The sequence below is a fragment of the Clostridium sp. UBA5988 genome (assembly GCF_002435615.1).
Taxonomy (GTDB): domain Bacteria; phylum Bacillota; class Clostridia; order Clostridiales; family Clostridiaceae; genus Clostridium_J; species Clostridium_J sulfidigenes.
In genome coordinates, this window is record NZ_DJBA01000057.1 from 54,407 (window position 1) to 71,306 (window position 16,900).

Annotated in this window: 13 protein-coding genes; all 13 read left to right on the forward strand. The window is 28.8% G+C overall.

The features are described 5' to 3' along the window. Positions 1-24: 24 nt before the first annotated feature. The 13 genes from B3J31_RS12690 to uvrA all read left to right on the forward strand — a co-directional run bounded on the left by B3J31_RS12690 (position 25) and on the right by uvrA (position 16,847). Positions 25-4,083, forward strand: coding sequence for a hypothetical protein (locus tag B3J31_RS12690; RefSeq protein ID WP_346874051.1), 4,059 nt, complete (start codon positions 25-27; stop codon positions 4,081-4,083). 2 nt (positions 4,084-4,085) lie between these two features. Further along, a complete protein-coding gene (locus B3J31_RS12695) occupies positions 4,086-4,889 on the forward strand; it encodes a hypothetical protein (RefSeq protein ID WP_346874052.1) in 804 nt (267 codons plus the stop codon). Next, complete coding sequence (locus B3J31_RS12700; RefSeq protein WP_346874053.1) at positions 4,870-6,036, forward strand: hypothetical protein; 1,167 nt, start codon at positions 4,870-4,872, stop codon at positions 6,034-6,036. Before B3J31_RS12695 ends, B3J31_RS12700 begins: the two co-directional genes overlap by 20 nt. Positions 6,037-6,051: 15 nt before the next feature. Next, positions 6,052-7,737 carry a helicase HerA domain-containing protein gene (locus B3J31_RS12705; protein WP_346874054.1) on the forward strand — a complete coding sequence of 562 codons (1,686 nt, stop codon included), beginning with the start codon at positions 6,052-6,054 and terminating at the stop codon, positions 7,735-7,737. Continuing rightward, positions 7,730-8,371, forward strand: coding sequence for a hypothetical protein (locus tag B3J31_RS12710; protein ID WP_346874055.1), 642 nt, complete (start codon positions 7,730-7,732; stop codon positions 8,369-8,371). The genes B3J31_RS12705 and B3J31_RS12710 overlap by 8 nt, the downstream gene beginning before the upstream one ends. A gap of 3 nt (positions 8,372-8,374) precedes the next feature. Further along, positions 8,375-9,832 carry a protein kinase domain-containing protein gene (locus B3J31_RS12715; protein WP_346874056.1) on the forward strand — a complete coding sequence of 486 codons (1,458 nt, stop codon included), beginning with the start codon at positions 8,375-8,377 and terminating at the stop codon, positions 9,830-9,832. Positions 9,833-10,364: 532 nt separating this feature from the next. After that, positions 10,365-10,634: a Fic/DOC family N-terminal domain-containing protein gene (locus tag B3J31_RS12720; RefSeq protein ID WP_346874057.1), complete on the forward strand. Its 270-nt coding sequence runs from the start codon at positions 10,365-10,367 to the stop codon at positions 10,632-10,634. 117 nt (positions 10,635-10,751) lie between these two features. Further along, positions 10,752-10,862 (forward strand): Fic family protein, encoded by a 111-nt coding sequence (locus tag B3J31_RS12725; protein ID WP_346874058.1) that lies wholly within the window; start codon positions 10,752-10,754, stop codon positions 10,860-10,862. A 652-nt stretch (positions 10,863-11,514) separates the two neighbouring features. Continuing rightward, on the forward strand, positions 11,515-11,703 hold the full coding sequence (locus B3J31_RS12730) for a hypothetical protein (RefSeq protein WP_346874059.1): 189 nt from the start codon (positions 11,515-11,517) through the stop codon (positions 11,701-11,703). A 75-nt stretch (positions 11,704-11,778) separates the two neighbouring features. Continuing rightward, a complete protein-coding gene (locus tag B3J31_RS12735) occupies positions 11,779-12,243 on the forward strand; it encodes a JAB domain-containing protein (RefSeq protein WP_346874060.1) in 465 nt (154 codons plus the stop codon). After that, positions 12,236-13,354 (forward strand): ThiF family adenylyltransferase, encoded by a 1,119-nt coding sequence (locus tag B3J31_RS12740; protein WP_346874061.1) that lies wholly within the window; start codon positions 12,236-12,238, stop codon positions 13,352-13,354. The genes B3J31_RS12735 and B3J31_RS12740 overlap by 8 nt, the downstream gene beginning before the upstream one ends. Then, the gene (locus B3J31_RS12745; protein WP_346874062.1) at positions 13,347-14,438 is read left to right on the forward strand and encodes a ThiF family adenylyltransferase; all 1,092 of its coding nucleotides are present in this window, start codon (positions 13,347-13,349) and stop codon (positions 14,436-14,438) included. The genes B3J31_RS12740 and B3J31_RS12745 overlap by 8 nt, the downstream gene beginning before the upstream one ends. A gap of 9 nt (positions 14,439-14,447) precedes the next feature. Further along, positions 14,448-16,847, forward strand: coding sequence for an excinuclease ABC subunit UvrA (gene uvrA, locus B3J31_RS12750; RefSeq protein WP_346874063.1), 2,400 nt, complete (start codon positions 14,448-14,450; stop codon positions 16,845-16,847). Positions 16,848-16,900 lie beyond the last annotated feature (53 nt).

Sequence of the window (16,900 nt, forward strand, 5' to 3'; positions counted from 1 at the left end):
ATAGGAATGCAAGGAGGAAAAATTATGTCAATATGGTCGCCTTTTGGAACCAGTGATTTTCCTTTAAACCAACCAATGGTTGGACAGAAGGAGTTTTATAATATTTTTAGATCGTTTACTAGAACTATGAAAACTGCTGGAATGGCAACAATATTTCCACTTATATCTAAATGGGGTATTGGTAAATCAAGAATAGGATTTGAAGTTATATCAGAACCTCTAGGCATGGATAAGGGATGGATTATAAATGATGATGGAGAACAAAAGGAAGTTAGAATATTTAAGCCTAATTTTGAAGATAAGGTACTTCCTTTATATATAAGATATTCTCAAATGTGCCATGAAGATTTAATAGGAGATCATTGGGTTGCCTATGGTACTTATACTGCATTATCTTATTTAAGCAAGGAGTCAGATGGAAGTATTCAAGGAAAGATAATGGAATGTATTCAGGATGCACTACTACCAATGGGATTTGATAGGGAAAAATTAAGTAGCATATTAGAAATAGGTAGCGTTAATATTGATGACTTAGTTATAGATAGAGATAAATTAGATAAATTAACTCGTAGTGGAATTGATTATATTAAAAAGTTCAATATAGAACATATACTTGTAGTTTGCGATGAACTTGAAACAGCAGGTGAAATTGCAAAGTATGGAATAGAAAAAGATAAGGAACTACAAAGTAAAATTGATGGGGAAGCCATTCAGGTAATTACTAATGCTATAAAGCATGAAGATCCAAGAAAGAAATATCCTGAAGCAGCCTTTTTACTTTTATGTTCTACTGTAATTGGAGGAAGTATTCAAGGAATAGGAGCATTAGATAGAAGAACTGAGATGTATGAAATGCTTCAAAATTCTTTTGCAGATATATCGGATTTTACAGAGTATCTTAATAAAAAGAGAATGATACCTGAATATCCAGAAGGTATTATAGAAGCAGCATATACCATTGCAGGAGGAAACTTTGGTTGGTTCAATGTTATTATGCATAATGTTGATCAAAAAATAGAGGATGAAACTGTAAAGAAAGATACAGGGTTTATATTTGAAAATATATTGAACTCAAGTAACAGATTTAAAGATAGCCTCATTGATAAACCAGCCTTTGATTATATACAGTGTGATGATAAATTCAGACAAAAAATAAAACATGCTCTTTTAAAACAAATACCTGATAAAAAAGCAAGTTATTTTCAAGACGAAATTAAGGCTATGCTTGAGGCAAAGGACATAGAGGGCGGAAAACTATTCAAGGAGTTTTATCGTGTTAAATTAAAGAAAGAAGATTTAGGCGTTTATTTAACTAAGCAAGGTTATAAGAATGATATAGGAGATAATTTTATAAATAGTTTTGGAGGAAGTTTTGATCTTGCAGTTTTACTTAGAAGTCTTAAAACTTTTTCTATAAGTGTAAATGAAAATGAATTTATAGTAGGTAAAGAAGAGGAAACTTTCTTAGACCAAATAAGAATGTTATATCCAAAAGAAGAGGTAGAGGAAGCAGCAAGATATATCTATTCATATATAATTGAAAAATTAGAAATGGATGAAGTAAAGGATGCCGAATATATAGGGCCAAATTTTGCTTATTTAAGTAGACTTAATAAAAGGTACAGAGTTGAAAAAGATAATTTTGGATATGTACCAGATACAGAAAAAAATAAAGAAATTGAAAAGTTAATAACAGAAAGAAGTAAAAATAAAAAAGAAGAAGTTAAAAGAGTTCTTTCAGGTGCTTGTAGAGCATTAGAATTAAGTTACCCAGAGGAAAGTTTCTATGCTATTAATGGGGTTGATTGCGTAAGAACAAAGGTGGAAAATGGCCCTTATCTTGATGTACATGGAGAGAAAATAGTAGATATAATTTGGGGAAAAGATGAAGGTAAATTAAAAGATGTGCTTCTTGATAGCAGATTAATGAAAGGTGGAGTTCATCCTGTTATTGTTATTTCTGACTCAATTATAAGTCAAGAATATACAGAAAAATTTGTGAGAGAAAAATATGAAGGTATAGGAAAATGTCTTATTTTTATTAATATAACAAGACTTCAAAAGGATGTTTTAGAAGCAATATCTCTTGATAAGGATGTTCTTGATATTAGAGAAAATAAGAATGTTATAACGTCTACATTAAGAGAAAGAGTAAGAAAAGTAAGAGATTATTTTAAAAATAGATCAAATGAATGGTTTGAAAAAATAGATAGTGAAGGCTGGGTATTAAGACCTATTATTTATAAAAAACATACAGATGATCAAATTAAAATTTTATCTAATGCTTTTAGTAAAATGCTAATACATGATCTTGATTTTGAGGAACTTGGAAGTAAGAAAGATTATAGACTTTCAGATGGGGAATATACAGAATTAAAGATGGCACTAAGAAATGTGTCCATAGGAAGAATAAATGAAGGTCAAGGATATAAGGAAACGGGCTTATTTATAAAGGAAGATGAAAATAAATTTACAATAGATATTCCACCTTGTGTAAACAGAATATTAAAGTTTAATGCAAATAGTAATAAAGCAGTAAATGAGTACGAGGATAAGTTCTTCTTTAGTCTTGTTAAGGAAGTTAAACCAAAGAAAATAATAGAACAATGGATATTGTTTATGACTTCATTAAATTTATTAATAAGAACTCAAGATGGGTTTATTGGAAGAATATCATCTTATGAATTGAATGGTAGGTATTCATTAGTTAAAAAATGGCTTGATGATGACTGTAAAAAAGAAATAGAAAGCATGAAGAAAGTAATTAATGGGCCATATCTTAAAGTTCTTGAAGAAAATCAAATTCCATTTTATAAGGTACAACTTCAAGAAGCAGAAAAGATTAAAAATAGTATTAAACTAGAAATATTAGAAGAAAGAGATAAAAATATTTATGCTTACTTCAAAGAAGTAATCTCAAAAATAGAAGAATTTACAGAACTATGTGATCAAGTATATGACAGAGATATGTGGAACAATATAAAAACTTATAATCCTAATATTATAAAGGATATAAAGATAGATGATAAAGAGAAGCCTTTATGGTTTAGAATAAGGCACATTAGGTTATTTATTGATTATATTAATAACTTAAAAGTACCAGCAGAAAATAGTATTCTTGAAAAGATAACAGAAATAAAGAATAACTGTATTTATGAAGGAGTTATGCTTCCAATTTCACCTGTTACTAATATACTTCAGAAGTATTGCAATGAACTTCAAAATTCAACAGACTATGATAAGATGACATCTACTGGAACAGGCACTATGGTATCCTACATTAATACTCTTGCATATAGACTTAAAGATGGTGATTTTAGCGGTTCAGCAAAGAGAATAGAGGAAATTTTAGAGGATTGCGGATTAGAACAATTAGATAATAATGACCTGAAATGGTCAAATGACAGTGGAATTATAGGCGAATATAAAAATATCTATAAAAATTTTAAGTTTATTGTTGATGGATACAAGAAAAAAGCAGAAAGTGAAAAATGGGTTCATTATTTTTCAGATGCTCCAGAACGTTTAAAAGATCATATAGAAGTTAAGAATTTAAATAACTGCATTAAGGAAATTGACTTGTTTGTAAGTGGTGGTTTTGAGCAGGAGATAGAAGATAGTGAAGGCGAAATGCTTAGTAAACCAAAACCTTTCCTTGAACTACTTAAAAAGAGAATTGATGATATGTATCAAAGGGTTGGAGTTGTAGATGGATATAAGAATAATGTAATGAACTTAGCGAAAAGCAAAAAGAATAATTTTAGAGATGAAGTATTAATTTCAACTATTGATAAAATTAGGAATATAGAAGGTAAAACTCCAGTTTCTATAGAAATAAGAATGGATGAATATCCAAAAGAAAAGACTTATGAAGAAACTAAAAAAGCCATGGAAAATAAAATGGATGAATTAACCCATGAAGGTGAAACTTTCTTTAAAACTTCTTCTAAAACTAAAAAAGTAACTTTTAGTTTTTATAAAGAAGTAATTGAGAAAAATGGAGAGATTGATTGGGATAACTATTCAGAAGAAATGAAGGAATTAGTGGATGTTAAGTTGATAAAAATTAAAATAGAGGTGTAGAAATGCTTATACAGGTATTAGAAGAATATAAGAATAGAACGGAATATAGACTTTTAAATAATTTTTGTAATTATGAAATGGTAAGCATTAATGCACTAAAAAAAGGTATTTTAATTTTACCTGGAATACTTCTTAACAAAATGAAGAAGGAAGAGGTAAATGATTTAAATTTATGGCTTGAAAATAATAATAATCAGTTAATTTTATTACCAGCATGGGGTGAGATTAATTTATCAGAGTATTTTACTACTTCTGTAGGTATTAAGGTAAAGAAAACTGAAAGTTTCTATAATGGTATACCTATAAATTATGATATAGAAACAGTAGTAAAGGATAAAATGTTCTGTAAAAATGGAAAAAACTTTGGAATAAACTATAGAAGTAATTTAAGCAGTGGTCTAATAACGGTGGTAACTCTACCGTTATTAGATTACAAAATGATAGATTTTCAGGATGAATTTAAAAATTATTTTGATAGTTTAATACAAAGTGTAGATTACGTTGAAGAAATTTTGGAAGAAAATAATGATGAAATTGATATAGATAATATACATGTATTTTTAATAATGCTATCAGCAGCCAAGGTGCAGTTGAAGAACGAAATGGTTTCAAGCATATTTAAATACTTTGGGGCAAGGCATGAAGAAGAACTATTAGTTAGGAAATATAAAGAACTAGTTGCAGGTGAATATATAAATGATGAAAAATTAACTGATAAAGGTATGAGTGTAGTTGAAGAAAAGAATTTAAAGGCATTTATTAGTGTAATAAAAGAGAGGAGGGAGAATGAAGATGGATGGAGTTAAGCAGGGGGAGACCACTATATCACAAAGCATTGTTGCAAATATTCAATTAGGACTCCCAGCAACAGTTTCAAAGTTGTCTGCAAAAATGAGGTTTATAGATAGAGTTGCTCCTACTTTAAAAGATGGAGGGGTAATTAGAAATATTGAACTAATAAATCCTGTTACCATTAATGCAACAGGAATAGCATGTTCAAGTAGGACATCAAATGCTTTTGGTGGCATACTTTATGTTGCAGGAGCAGTAAGGCAAGATATATTAATTAAAGATGGTACTATCTATAGAACAAGACAAGAAAGCAAAGTTGAAGTAGATGAAATAGATGATTTAGATAGCCAAAAGAAATTAAAATTTATAGATATTATTAATGCATATAAGTTATTAACTGAACTTATGGAGCAAGAAGAAAAGCCAGAATTAGTGCTTTTAGAAGTTCCACTCTTACTTGAAAGAGCAGATGCTCCATTAGATAATAGAACGGATATAGTTAATATTTATAACAAATGTAGAATAGCAATACTAAAATTCTGGGAGAAATATAGAAATGATGTTTACCCATTCAATAAAAATGGAGTTAAGATTGCATCAGTAGGAAATAAGAAATTTGGGGCTGTTATATTTGCTCTTAGTGATGAAAATATGAAGTATATACCAGATGAAATAGATAGAAGCATTATAGCAAAAATGGGAGATTTAATGCCTAAACTACAAGAGGTAGGTATAAAAAGATTAATGACAGGTATTCTCGTAAAAAGAACAAGAACGGCAGCATTCCAGTATGATGGAATAAATAAAGATAGCAGACTTGAGCCAGAACAGTTAAGAGATATAGGACTCATGGGTATGCATATAAAGGCAGGAAATACTACCCCACCGTTACTTGTAGAGGTTCTCGGAACTGTTAAAGATTGGGATGCAGACATGCTTGATGAATTGGCTTCACAGATAATATCATTAATAACATTTGATCAAGAAAAAGCATTACCAATGCCTTTATGGTATGCAAAATATTCATTAAGACCTATAGAGGCAACTGACAAAGGCAAGAATAGAATACTTGAATATTATAAGGCTCAAGCCAGAGAGTCACTGAAAAATGAAGAACTAGAGAGTATATGGAAAGAGAATTTGGATGTGTATGAGGAATAGGGGGAGGAATGATATATGGATAAATACATAGGAAAACTTATAGGCAATACAGGTAATCCTAATGATTTGAAAATAGTGTTAGAAAACAGTTTTTCTGCTAAAAGAGGAGAGTTTGTAAAGATAAGACATACTGAGTCAGAGGAAGATGGTGAAACCTTTGTACTTGGTAGAATAGTTTCTATAACAAGAAATAACATTCTTTACAATTCAAATATGGGAGAAGGACTTTCAACTCTTGAAATTTTGCCAGGGGCAAGTATAACTGGTGAAACCTTATTTGGAGGTATTGAACTTGTTGGATATAGGGATAGTAATGGACAAATTAAAATTCCTAGAAGGCCATTAAATCCAGGTGAAAAGGTTTATGGTGTTGACTATGAGTTTCTTGCAAAATTTTATAAGTTTGATGAAAATACAAGTTTTAATATAGGAAACTTAATTGGCTATGACAAAGGAAGTAATATAGTTCCAGTATATCTTGATGTAAATAAATTAGTTACTGAACATCTTGCTGTTCTTGCTATGACAGGTTCAGGTAAGTCTTATACTGTAGGAAGAATTATTGAAAGACTTGTTGCGGAGATGAATGGTACAGTTATAGTTTTTGATGTTCATGGAGAGTATGGAAAGGCATTTGAAAAAGGAGAAATACATTTTAATGAAGATCTTAGTTTTATAGAAGATGAAAATGAAATAAAGAGCCTAGAAAGAATTCAAGAAAGATTTATAAAATTATTGAATGCAAATGGAGGAATAAAAGTTTATACTCCACAAATGGAGTCCTTTGATTATAAATATAGTGGTAAGAATAATCATTTAGCACTTCAGTTTGATAGGTTTGATATGGATGATTTGTCATCAATTCTACCAGGACTTACAGAGGCTCAAGAAAGAGTTTTAGATGTTGCTATAAGATATTGGAAATCAAAATTTAGTAATCCACCAAGAGATATTCAGGATTTAACGTATTTGCTTTCAGATGAAAGAGGGCTTGATGAATTAAAAAATTGGGATAAATTAACGGAAGGTGAAGCCAAAGCACTAAATAATAGAAGTGCTGCTGTAGCATCAATGAAACTTACAAGGGTAATAAATGAAGCAAAGAGTTTTTATACAAGAGCAATAGGAGAGCCAACAGATATATACAGAATGGTTGGAGAAAAAGGAAATAATGTAGGTAGACTTGTAATTATAGATTTACAAGGATTATCCGATGATGCAAAACAGATTATTACAGCACTTATATCAAGTGAAGTAATGAGAGCGGCAGCAGATAAACAAAGACAGACAAGACCTTGTTTTCTTGTATATGAGGAAGGACATAATTTTGCACCAACAGGTATACCATGTATATCTAAAAAAATAATAAAGAAGATTGCAGCGGAGGGAAGAAAGTTCGGTACAGGTTTTGCAATAATATCTCAAAGACCATCAAAACTTGATCCAGATGTAACTTCACAGTGCAATACCATTATAACTATGAGATTAAAAAATCCAGATGATCAGAGATTTATTGCAAAAACTTCAGATATGTTCTCTAAGTCAGACATTGATGAATTACCGTCTTTATCTACAGGAGAAGCCCTTATTTGTGGTAGATCTATCCCTGCACCACTTCTTGTAAAAGTAGGAACTAAAGCCTTAATACATGGTGGAGAGTCACCAGAAGTAATAAGGGAGTGGGGAGCATTTAATGAATAAAAACAAGATAATATCTTTTATAAAGGAAGAATTTAAAGTTGGTAACATTAGAAATGAAATGTTTCCTATGATGACTAAGTTTGGAGTTAGGGATTATTCAGAAACGGTACATTCTTTAGGATTAAATTATATTACAGCCGTAGGAAGATGTATTGATGAAATTGCTGCTATTTCAGAATGTCCAGTATATCCTTATAAAGACAATAATGTTTGTATCGAGTGTGTTGCAGAGAAATTAGAACCATATGGAGATAGAATAAATGAGGTAAGGCCAGATTCTATATGGTTTTCAAAGGAAGATAATCGACCAATCTTAATATGTGAATTTGAAAGATATGAAAAAAATAAAAGAAAAGATTTAAAAGTAAAAGAGAAAATAGAAAATTTACTTATTGTATATCATCAATTAGGTGGTAATGTCCCTATAATATTGTTTGTATATTGGAGTTATGCAGCAGAAAACCCAGGGGATATAGATGAATACATTTCTATTTTTGATAATGGTTTTAGAAAAAGTAATGGTATTTATGTTCCAGGAATAAATGGAGTAAAAACCACCTATTTAATTTATAGATGTGTTGCTACAGGAAGCAGTGAAAATCTTAGATTAAACCAATGGGTAGAGGTAGGATAGATTATGAAAAAAAAAGCAGTAAGTTTTCAACCACAGATTGATACTAGTATTGGAAATAAATATTTGTTAAAAGAGTTTATAGATGAAGGTTCTTTTGGAGCAGTATGGAAGGCTTTAAATCTTGAAAGTAATGAAATTGTAGCATTAAAAATACCAAAAGATCAAGAACGCGGAGATAATACTTTATCTGAAGGAAAAGAGTTTATTGGAAGTTTTCATAAGAATGTCGTAAAAATTAATTGGATGGGACGAATAGATGGACTATTTTTAATTGAGATGGAATATTTTAATGGGCATAAGTTATCAGATGAACTTTGCGAACAAGGATTTAAGAGTCCAAGAACCTTTGAAGAAATATATAAGTTGTTTTTACAGATACTAGACGGTGTAGAATACATACATTCAAAAAATATATGTCATGGTGATATTAAACCACAAAATATATTGACTGATGGAAAAACAATTAAAATAACGGATTTTGGAACAAGTAAATTAATAGAGGATTTATTTATTAAGACAATTGATGGTGGGGGAACATGGGCTTATATGGCTCCTGAAGTTGCAGGTTCTAATAAGAGATATTTAAATTCTGATATTTATGCATTAGGAGTATTATTTTATAAATTTTTGACTGGTAGAACTCCTCATGAAACTGCAAATCAGTTAATAAACAATACTCCATATCCAAGGCCAAGAGAAATAAATGATAATATATATCTTGAAGTTGAAGAAGTTATATTGAAATTACTTAAGAGAGACCCAGAAGAAAGATATAAAAATGTGTTTGAAATTAAAAAAGACTTAGAAAATACTTTTAATGAAAATAACAATTTAATATCTCATAGTAAAAATGTTAAACAAAAGATTTATGAAAAAGACTGGATTGAGAGTGTAATAAATTTTTATAAAAATAGTGAATATGATAATGCAGAGTTGATACTCAGAAATGAATATGAAAATGGTAACAAATCACAAGATATCCTATATCATATGGCATATACCTATTATAAACAGGGTAGGTTCTTTGATGGTTTAGATACTTTGAAAAGGATTGAAATCATCAAGGTTGAGGGGATTAGAAGAAATGCATTTGAAGATGACTTCTTATATTTAAATGGAAGAATATTATTTGAATTAAAAAAATATGATGAGGCCATTAATTGTTATAGAAAACTTAAAGAAAGAAATCCAGAGAATTTAGACTACAGATATAAACTTGCATGTGCTTATGGTTTGAATAATGAGCAGGAAGAAGCCGTGGTAATATTAGAAGAAATAAACAAACAAACTCCAGGTATGCTTTATATAGTAAAGAAACTAGGACACGCTTATGATCAAATAAAGGAATATAAAAAAGCAAGAGCATTTTTCAACTTTGCTTTGAAACTTAATCCAGATGATCAAATTATAAGAAGGAGATTAGATGAATATGATAAATATTTTACTCTTTTAGGGTATTAATAGATAGAAGTTAGTTAATGAACAAATGTGAGAGACATGAAAAAAGAAGTAGGCTTTGTACACCATGAATTTGCTATGTATCCTAAAATAGAATTAAGAGAAGCAATGCCTAATTATTTGTTTATAAGATTATAGAATACCAAGTAGTGTGATGATTAAATATTATTAAGATATAATTTTTGATATAAATCATCTGAAATTTATGAATACATTGAAATGATACAATGAAATATTCAATGTTACATTTAAGATTTGATACATTGAATTTTACTTTAATATATTTAAATAATACCTCATATAGTACGTGAAATACAAACTTAACTGTGTAGCATCTAAAAAATAGGCTCTGTGGTTAATCAAAGTGATAAAATTTGGAGATAATTTATATTTTCATATAATATATAGGTATATATTAAACTAGTTATATATGTTAATAGGTAACTATATAACTAGTTAACTATTTGTTGTGATATCAAGGGGTTCATGGATTTTGCTATTTTGAAAGAAGTGAAAATATCCATATGAAGTTTTGTTGAGTAAATCTAAAATAGACCCCAAGTTATTATTAACTCCAATTACATTACAAGAAGCAATACAGTCTACAAAAATTGAAGGAACTCAAGTAACATTAGACGATATGCTGGAATATGGAGTAGATGAGAGTAAGAAAAATAATAATATTAAAGAAGTAATAAATTATTCAATGGCTCTTAGAAAAGTAGAAAGTTTAATAAGAAGAATACCTATATCAGCTAGATTAATAAAAGAAATGCATATAATCTTGTTATCCGGTGAAGTATGAGGAAATAGTAGAAATCCGGGCGAATTTAGAAGAATTCAGAATTTTATAGGACCACAAGGATGTACTATGAAAACTACATCTTATATACCACCAGAACCATAACTTGTACCTGATTATATGAGTAATTTAGAAAAATATATAAATGAACCAACTGATAATTTAAATGATTTAATTAGAATAGCTATAATTCATGCTCAATTTGAAACAATACATCCTTTTTTAGATTGAGAAAATAGACAATTTATATAATGAAACATTAGATAATAGTAAAGTTTTAATAAATTCAAATAGACTAATAGATATAGTTAATGTAATATTCGAGAAACCAATTTTCACAAAGAAGACAATATTAGAGAATGTTGATATTACAAGTAGTACATTAGGGGTGTATCTTAATAAACTAGAAGAAAAACAAGTTATTTATTCAAATGGTAAATCAAGAAATAAAAAATACTATTTTTATGACTTGATTAATATTTTGAGACAGCAGTAATAATAGATTTCTATATACTTAAAGTAAAAGGTAAAAGTGTATAAAGTCAGGAATTTTTAATTAGAAAATGATTATAAGTATCTGTCTTTATTGCAATTTTCTAAGGCGAAGGTTCAAGGCTCATGGGGGAAGTTAATGTATTGGATTAAGACTTTTAAAATAGGGTTTTGAATAAAAAATTAGAATGAATGGAATAGAAGTTAAAATAGAAATAAGATTATACAATTAATTACAATTATAGATTTAGGAAGTATCTTACATAAATCTTATTATTTTAGTTAGTTGTTATATTAACAGGTATTTGAAGTTCTACATAAAGTTGTGTATAATGAATAATATGTGTGATTTTAAAGATAAATATACAATATGAAAAGTTTGGAGGTGTTTATGTTGAAAAAAGACGATTTTTTATTTGAAGAAATAGAAAATGAAGAAATGTTTGCTGAATATTCAGAAGGATGTTCAGGAGATAGATCTGACTGTTGTACTAGAGTATGCACTAGAGAATGTGAGAGAGCAACAGAAGCAGAATGGGGCAGATTTTTAGAAGTCAATGCTGGAATTGTGCAATATTAAAATTATTAAAATATCTTCCAAATTAGTTTTGGAAGATATTTTTTCAAATATATTTGGATTTTAAAGAGGTAAATTATGGATGTTACAGAAATACCAGTAGTTAGATTAAAGATGATTAAAGATTATAGTTTGAAAATTACGGATAAAGAAATATATGGTGTTAGTGAAGCAGCACCTATTTTTGATAATTTAATTGGCGGATCAACATTAGAAAAGATGGCTATATTATGCATTGACTCAAGTAATAAGTCAATTAATGCTGCTGTTTTGAATATAGGGAGTCATAAAGATGTTAAGATAGTTCCAAGTGAAATATTTAGAATAGCAATTTTATCTAATGCTTCTTCTATCTTTATATGTCATAATCATCCATCAGGTATAGTTAAGCCAAGTGATTATGATATAGAAGTTACAAAACGAATAGGTCAAATAGGAAATTTATTAGGGATAAAATTGATAGACTCATTAATTTTAGGTGATTTTGGTGAATGTCTTTCTATGAGAACAGAACTAAAAAAAGCAGGTGAAAGTGATGATTAATGCAAACGACATATATTCAATAAGAAATGGTGTGGATCTATATCTTATTAATGACGAGATACTTACAGTATATTTTATGAGTACAAGACTAAGGAAACAGTTTAGAGTTTCAATGATGACAATTAAGTTGATAGAATTATTAGATGGTGAGAGAAGCGTCCAAGAGATATATTCTTTAATTAAAGAAAATTCGGATAGCGAAATTGATTTGAATGGCTTACTTGAAATAATGAGCAAATTCAGTGAAATGAATATCATTATAAAACGACAAGAAGATTATTTGGAATTATCTGGTGATATGATTGAAAGGTATGATAGACAACTGAATTTTTTATCAGATTTTTTAATAGGAAAGTCATATATAGAGGCACAAGAAAAATTACAAAAATCCAATATTTTAATTTTTGGATGCGGTGCAATTGGGGGAGATATTGCAGTACACTTAGCAATGTGTGGGGTGGAAAGTTTTATATTATATGACAATGACGTAGTTGAGGCATCAGATATAAGCAGACATATGTTTTTTAAAGAAAAATATATAGGTATGAATAAAACAGACGCATTAGAGGATTACTTACTAAATATAAATAAAAAAATTAAAGTCAATAAAGTACAAAAGAGTCTACGACCAGAAAGTCAGATTGCTGAATTAATTGATGCAGCCACATTTGTTGTTAATACAGCAGATGAACCATATATTGGATATACATCCATGAAGATATCAAGGTATTGCACACAAAAAAGGAAAACGCATTTTATTGCAGGTGGTTTTGATGCACATTTAGCAAGTACAGGAGAATTGATAATTCCAGGGATAACTCCATGTGTAGATTGTTATGCGAATTATTTTAAGGAAGCATTAAAGGGGTGGAAACCCAAAAAACATCCTGTACAGGAAAGATATTTAGAAATAGGTGGATTATCAAGTATGTCTCTATTTTCATCTAGTTATGCTACAATTGAAATAATAAAATATATTTGCGGATTAATTAATGTTAAATCATACTCAAAAACTAGAGGAGAATTTTTATTTACTAGCATGGATATAGAGTATTTAAATGTAGTAAGAGATAAAGAGTGTAAAGTTTGTGGGGAGATAAATTATGAATAAACCTAAGTTAAGATCATCAGTATCAGTTGTTAAGTTAGATAACAATGTTGTGGAATTTTTTCTTACTAATACAAGACGACAAGTAAGAATTAAAGTTAATAATGATAAAATAGTAGATTTAGTATTGCAGTTAGATGGTACGCTTACAATAGATGAATTAATAACAAAATATAATATGGATAATGAAACAAAAGAATATTTTATAAAGTTTCTAAAGTATTTAGAAAGTAAAAGCATTATTAAGGATAATATTAATGCTATAGAAGAGTATAAAAAATTCAGAAGAGTAATAAATTTTTTAGAGGATTTTTCAAGTTGTGAAAATGATTTGATAAATATGTGGTCTAACATAAGAAATTCTAATATTGTTGTAATAGGATTAGGTGCAGTTGGAACCTGGGTAAGTTGTTTAATGGTTCAGAGCGGAGTAAGAAATGTCACGCTAATTGATAATGATAAAGTAGAGATATCTAATTTACATAGACAATTTGGTTATGGTGAGCCTCAAATTGGAATGTTAAAAACAGATGCTTTAGAGACAAGACTAAAAGAGTATTCAAGTGATGTGAATGTAAAGAAAATTAATATGTTCTTAGATGAAAAAATTCTTGAAGATGTTATAACGGAACCGATTGATTTAATAATTAATTGTGCTGATAAACCTAATGTTGATATTACTTCTACGTGGATTGGTGAATATTGTATGAAACACAATATACCACATATAATTGGAGGTGGTTATAATCTACATATTTCATTAATGGGCCAAACTATTCTGCCGTTTAAAAGTGCTTGTGTTAAATGTTTTGAAAAGGGTCTTGAAGAATTAAACAATATAGATACAACTAATTTAAAAAAATTGACTGTAAAAAATAGAAAGATTGGAAGTTTTGGGCCAATGTGTTCTATAATTGCTAGTATGACTGCTATGGAAGCAATTAAAGTTTTGAGTAAAAAGATTAAACCATCAAACTTAAATCGTAGAGGAGAGTTCAGTATATATAGCATGAATATAAATTATCATACTATTAATAGATATGAAGATTGTCCATGGTGCGGTAAAAATGGTATATACAACAAATAGGAGGTAAAAATGGAGAGTATAGAAGTTATATCTGCAAAAGAAAATAATTTAAAGAATATAAATGTGAAATTACCTAAAAATAAAATAACAGTTGTTACTGGTGTATCAGGTTCAGGTAAATCTTCATTAGTTTTTGACACTATATATGCAGAAAGCGAAAGAATGTTTTTGGAAAGCATTTCTATGAATATGCAAAATGTAACATCTGTTCTACCTAAACCTAATGTGTATAAAATAAATAATTTATTGCCATCTATTGCTATATCTCAAAAACAAACTAATAGAAATCCAAGATCTTACGTTGGAACAGTAACAGATATTTCACGATTTTTACGGTTGCTTTATGCAAAAATAGCAAATGGAAAAGGTAATAAAAAATATTCAGAAGGTGATTTTTCTTATAATAACCCAAAAGTTTGGTGCAATGCTTGTAGAGGGACTGGTCAGCGATATATCATAGATTATGATAAAGTAATAGGAGATAAAAACAGAAGTTTAAAAGATGGTGCAATATTGTACTGGAGTAATAATACCGATAATTATTATGAAAAGTTATTAGAATGTGTATGTGATTATTACAATATAGATATTAACCTTCCAATAAAGGATTTAGAGTCTGATAATTTGGACTTTTTATTAAATGGAAAAAGTGAACATAAATTTACAATAAGGTATAAGAACTATAAAAATAAGTATAGAACTAAAGAAGTTGAATTTAAAGGGGTTATATTAGAGTTAAGTGAATTAATAGAACAGATTGATATTCCATCTACATTTAAAGGTATTCAAAAATATCTTAAAATAGGTAAATGTGATAATTGTAATGGACATAAATTAAAAAATGAAATTTTAGATATTAAGATAAATGAGGAAAATATATCTACATTAGAATATAAACCAGTAACGGAGTTAAAGGAATGGTTATGCGGGTTAGGGAACGAAACTGATAACAATATAGATAAAAAAATTATTGATGAAATATCAATTGAAATAATAAATAGGATAAACAACTTAGAAAAACTAGGATTAGGCTATTTGTCATTAAATAGAAGTATTCCTACTTTATCAGGAGGAGAGGTTCAGAGAGTTAGATTAGCAAATCAATTATCATGTAACCTTTCAGGTCTTTTGTATGTTCTGGATGAACCTACAATGGGATTGCATAGTACAGATGTAAAAAATATAGATTTTATATTATCAGATTTAAGAAAGAAAGGTAATACTCTTTTATTGGTTGAGCATAATAAGGAAATAATGATGAATGCTGATAATATAATAGATATGGGAATTGGTGGAGGAATGTATGGTGGTGAAATTATAGCCGAGGGTTCTCCCCAAAGTATAATGGGAAATACTAATTCATTAACAGGAAAATATTTATCTAATAAAATTAAAATAAAATATCCTTCATTAAGAAGAAAAACAGAACAGTATATAAAAATTAAAAAGGCTACATTTAATAATATAATTGAACAAGACATTAATATACCTCTCTTTCAACTTGTTGTTTTAACTGGTGTATCTGGTTCAGGAAAAAGCACTTTAACAGAAGAAATATTAATACCATCATTAGCTAAGAAAAAAAATATTAATTGTGAAGATATTAACGGTGGAGAAAATATAAAAAAGGTAGTGAATGTCGATCAAACTCCTATAGGCAGAACTCCTAAATCTAATGTCGCAACATTTACAGGTATATTCGATTTTATAAGAGACTTATATTCTAAAATGGACTTAGCAAGAGAGAAAGGATTTACTAAATCACAGTTTAGTTTCAACTTAGAAGGTGGAAGATGTGAAAAATGCCAAGGAGACGGATATATAAAGGTTGATATGAGTTTTATGGCAGATACATATGTTGTTTGTGAAGAATGTAATGGTAAGAGATACAAAGAAGAAATATTACAAGTAAAGTATAAGGAAAAGAACATTTTTGATGTTTTAAGTATGACCGTGTTGGAAGCATACGAGTTTTTTAATGAAGAAAGAAATATAAGAAGCATATTAAAATGTTTAATTGATGTAGGATTAGAATATATTAAAATAGGTCAATCTGCAGTGACAATATCAGGCGGAGAAGCACAGAGAATAAAATTAGCAAAATATTTAAGTGATGATACATCAAAAGGGAATTTATATGTATTGGATGAACCAACTGTAGGGCTACATTTTGATGATATAAATAAACTTATTAACTTATTAAATGATATCGTAGATAGAGGAAATAGTTTAGTCGTTATAGAGCATAACTTAGAATTAATCAAATGTGCAGATTATTTAATTGATATTGGGCCACAAGGGGGCCCAAAAGGTGGAAAAATCATAGACTGTGGATCACCGGAAGAAATAGTTCAAAATGGAAAAGCCTCTGTTTCAGAAAAATTAAAAAACATTCTTCACAGTATTTAATTCTACGAACTTTTATCTATAAACCCAACTATGTACCAAAATAATAAGCTCGT

Excerpts from the sequence above, each read along its gene's own strand:
- B3J31_RS12690 (WP_346874051.1), top strand. The coding sequence starts at position 25 with ATGTCAATATGGTCGCCTTTTGGAACCAGTGATTTTCCTTTAAACCAA.
- B3J31_RS12695 (WP_346874052.1), top strand. The coding sequence starts at position 4,086 with ATGCTTATACAGGTATTAGAAGAATATAAGAATAGAACGGAATATAGA.
- B3J31_RS12700 (WP_346874053.1), top strand. The coding sequence starts at position 4,870 with ATGAAGATGGATGGAGTTAAGCAGGGGGAGACCACTATATCACAAAGC.
- B3J31_RS12705 (WP_346874054.1), top strand. The coding sequence starts at position 6,052 with ATGGATAAATACATAGGAAAACTTATAGGCAATACAGGTAATCCTAAT.
- B3J31_RS12710 (WP_346874055.1), top strand. The coding sequence starts at position 7,730 with ATGAATAAAAACAAGATAATATCTTTTATAAAGGAAGAATTTAAAGTT.
- B3J31_RS12715 (WP_346874056.1), top strand. The coding sequence starts at position 8,375 with ATGAAAAAAAAAGCAGTAAGTTTTCAACCACAGATTGATACTAGTATT.
- B3J31_RS12725 (WP_346874058.1), top strand. The coding sequence starts at position 10,752 with ATGAGTAATTTAGAAAAATATATAAATGAACCAACTGATAATTTAAAT.
- B3J31_RS12730 (WP_346874059.1), top strand. The coding sequence starts at position 11,515 with ATGTTGAAAAAAGACGATTTTTTATTTGAAGAAATAGAAAATGAAGAA.
- B3J31_RS12735 (WP_346874060.1), top strand. The coding sequence starts at position 11,779 with ATGGATGTTACAGAAATACCAGTAGTTAGATTAAAGATGATTAAAGAT.
- B3J31_RS12740 (WP_346874061.1), top strand. The coding sequence starts at position 12,236 with ATGATTAATGCAAACGACATATATTCAATAAGAAATGGTGTGGATCTA.
- B3J31_RS12745 (WP_346874062.1), top strand. The coding sequence starts at position 13,347 with ATGAATAAACCTAAGTTAAGATCATCAGTATCAGTTGTTAAGTTAGAT.
- uvrA (WP_346874063.1), top strand. The coding sequence starts at position 14,448 with ATGGAGAGTATAGAAGTTATATCTGCAAAAGAAAATAATTTAAAGAAT.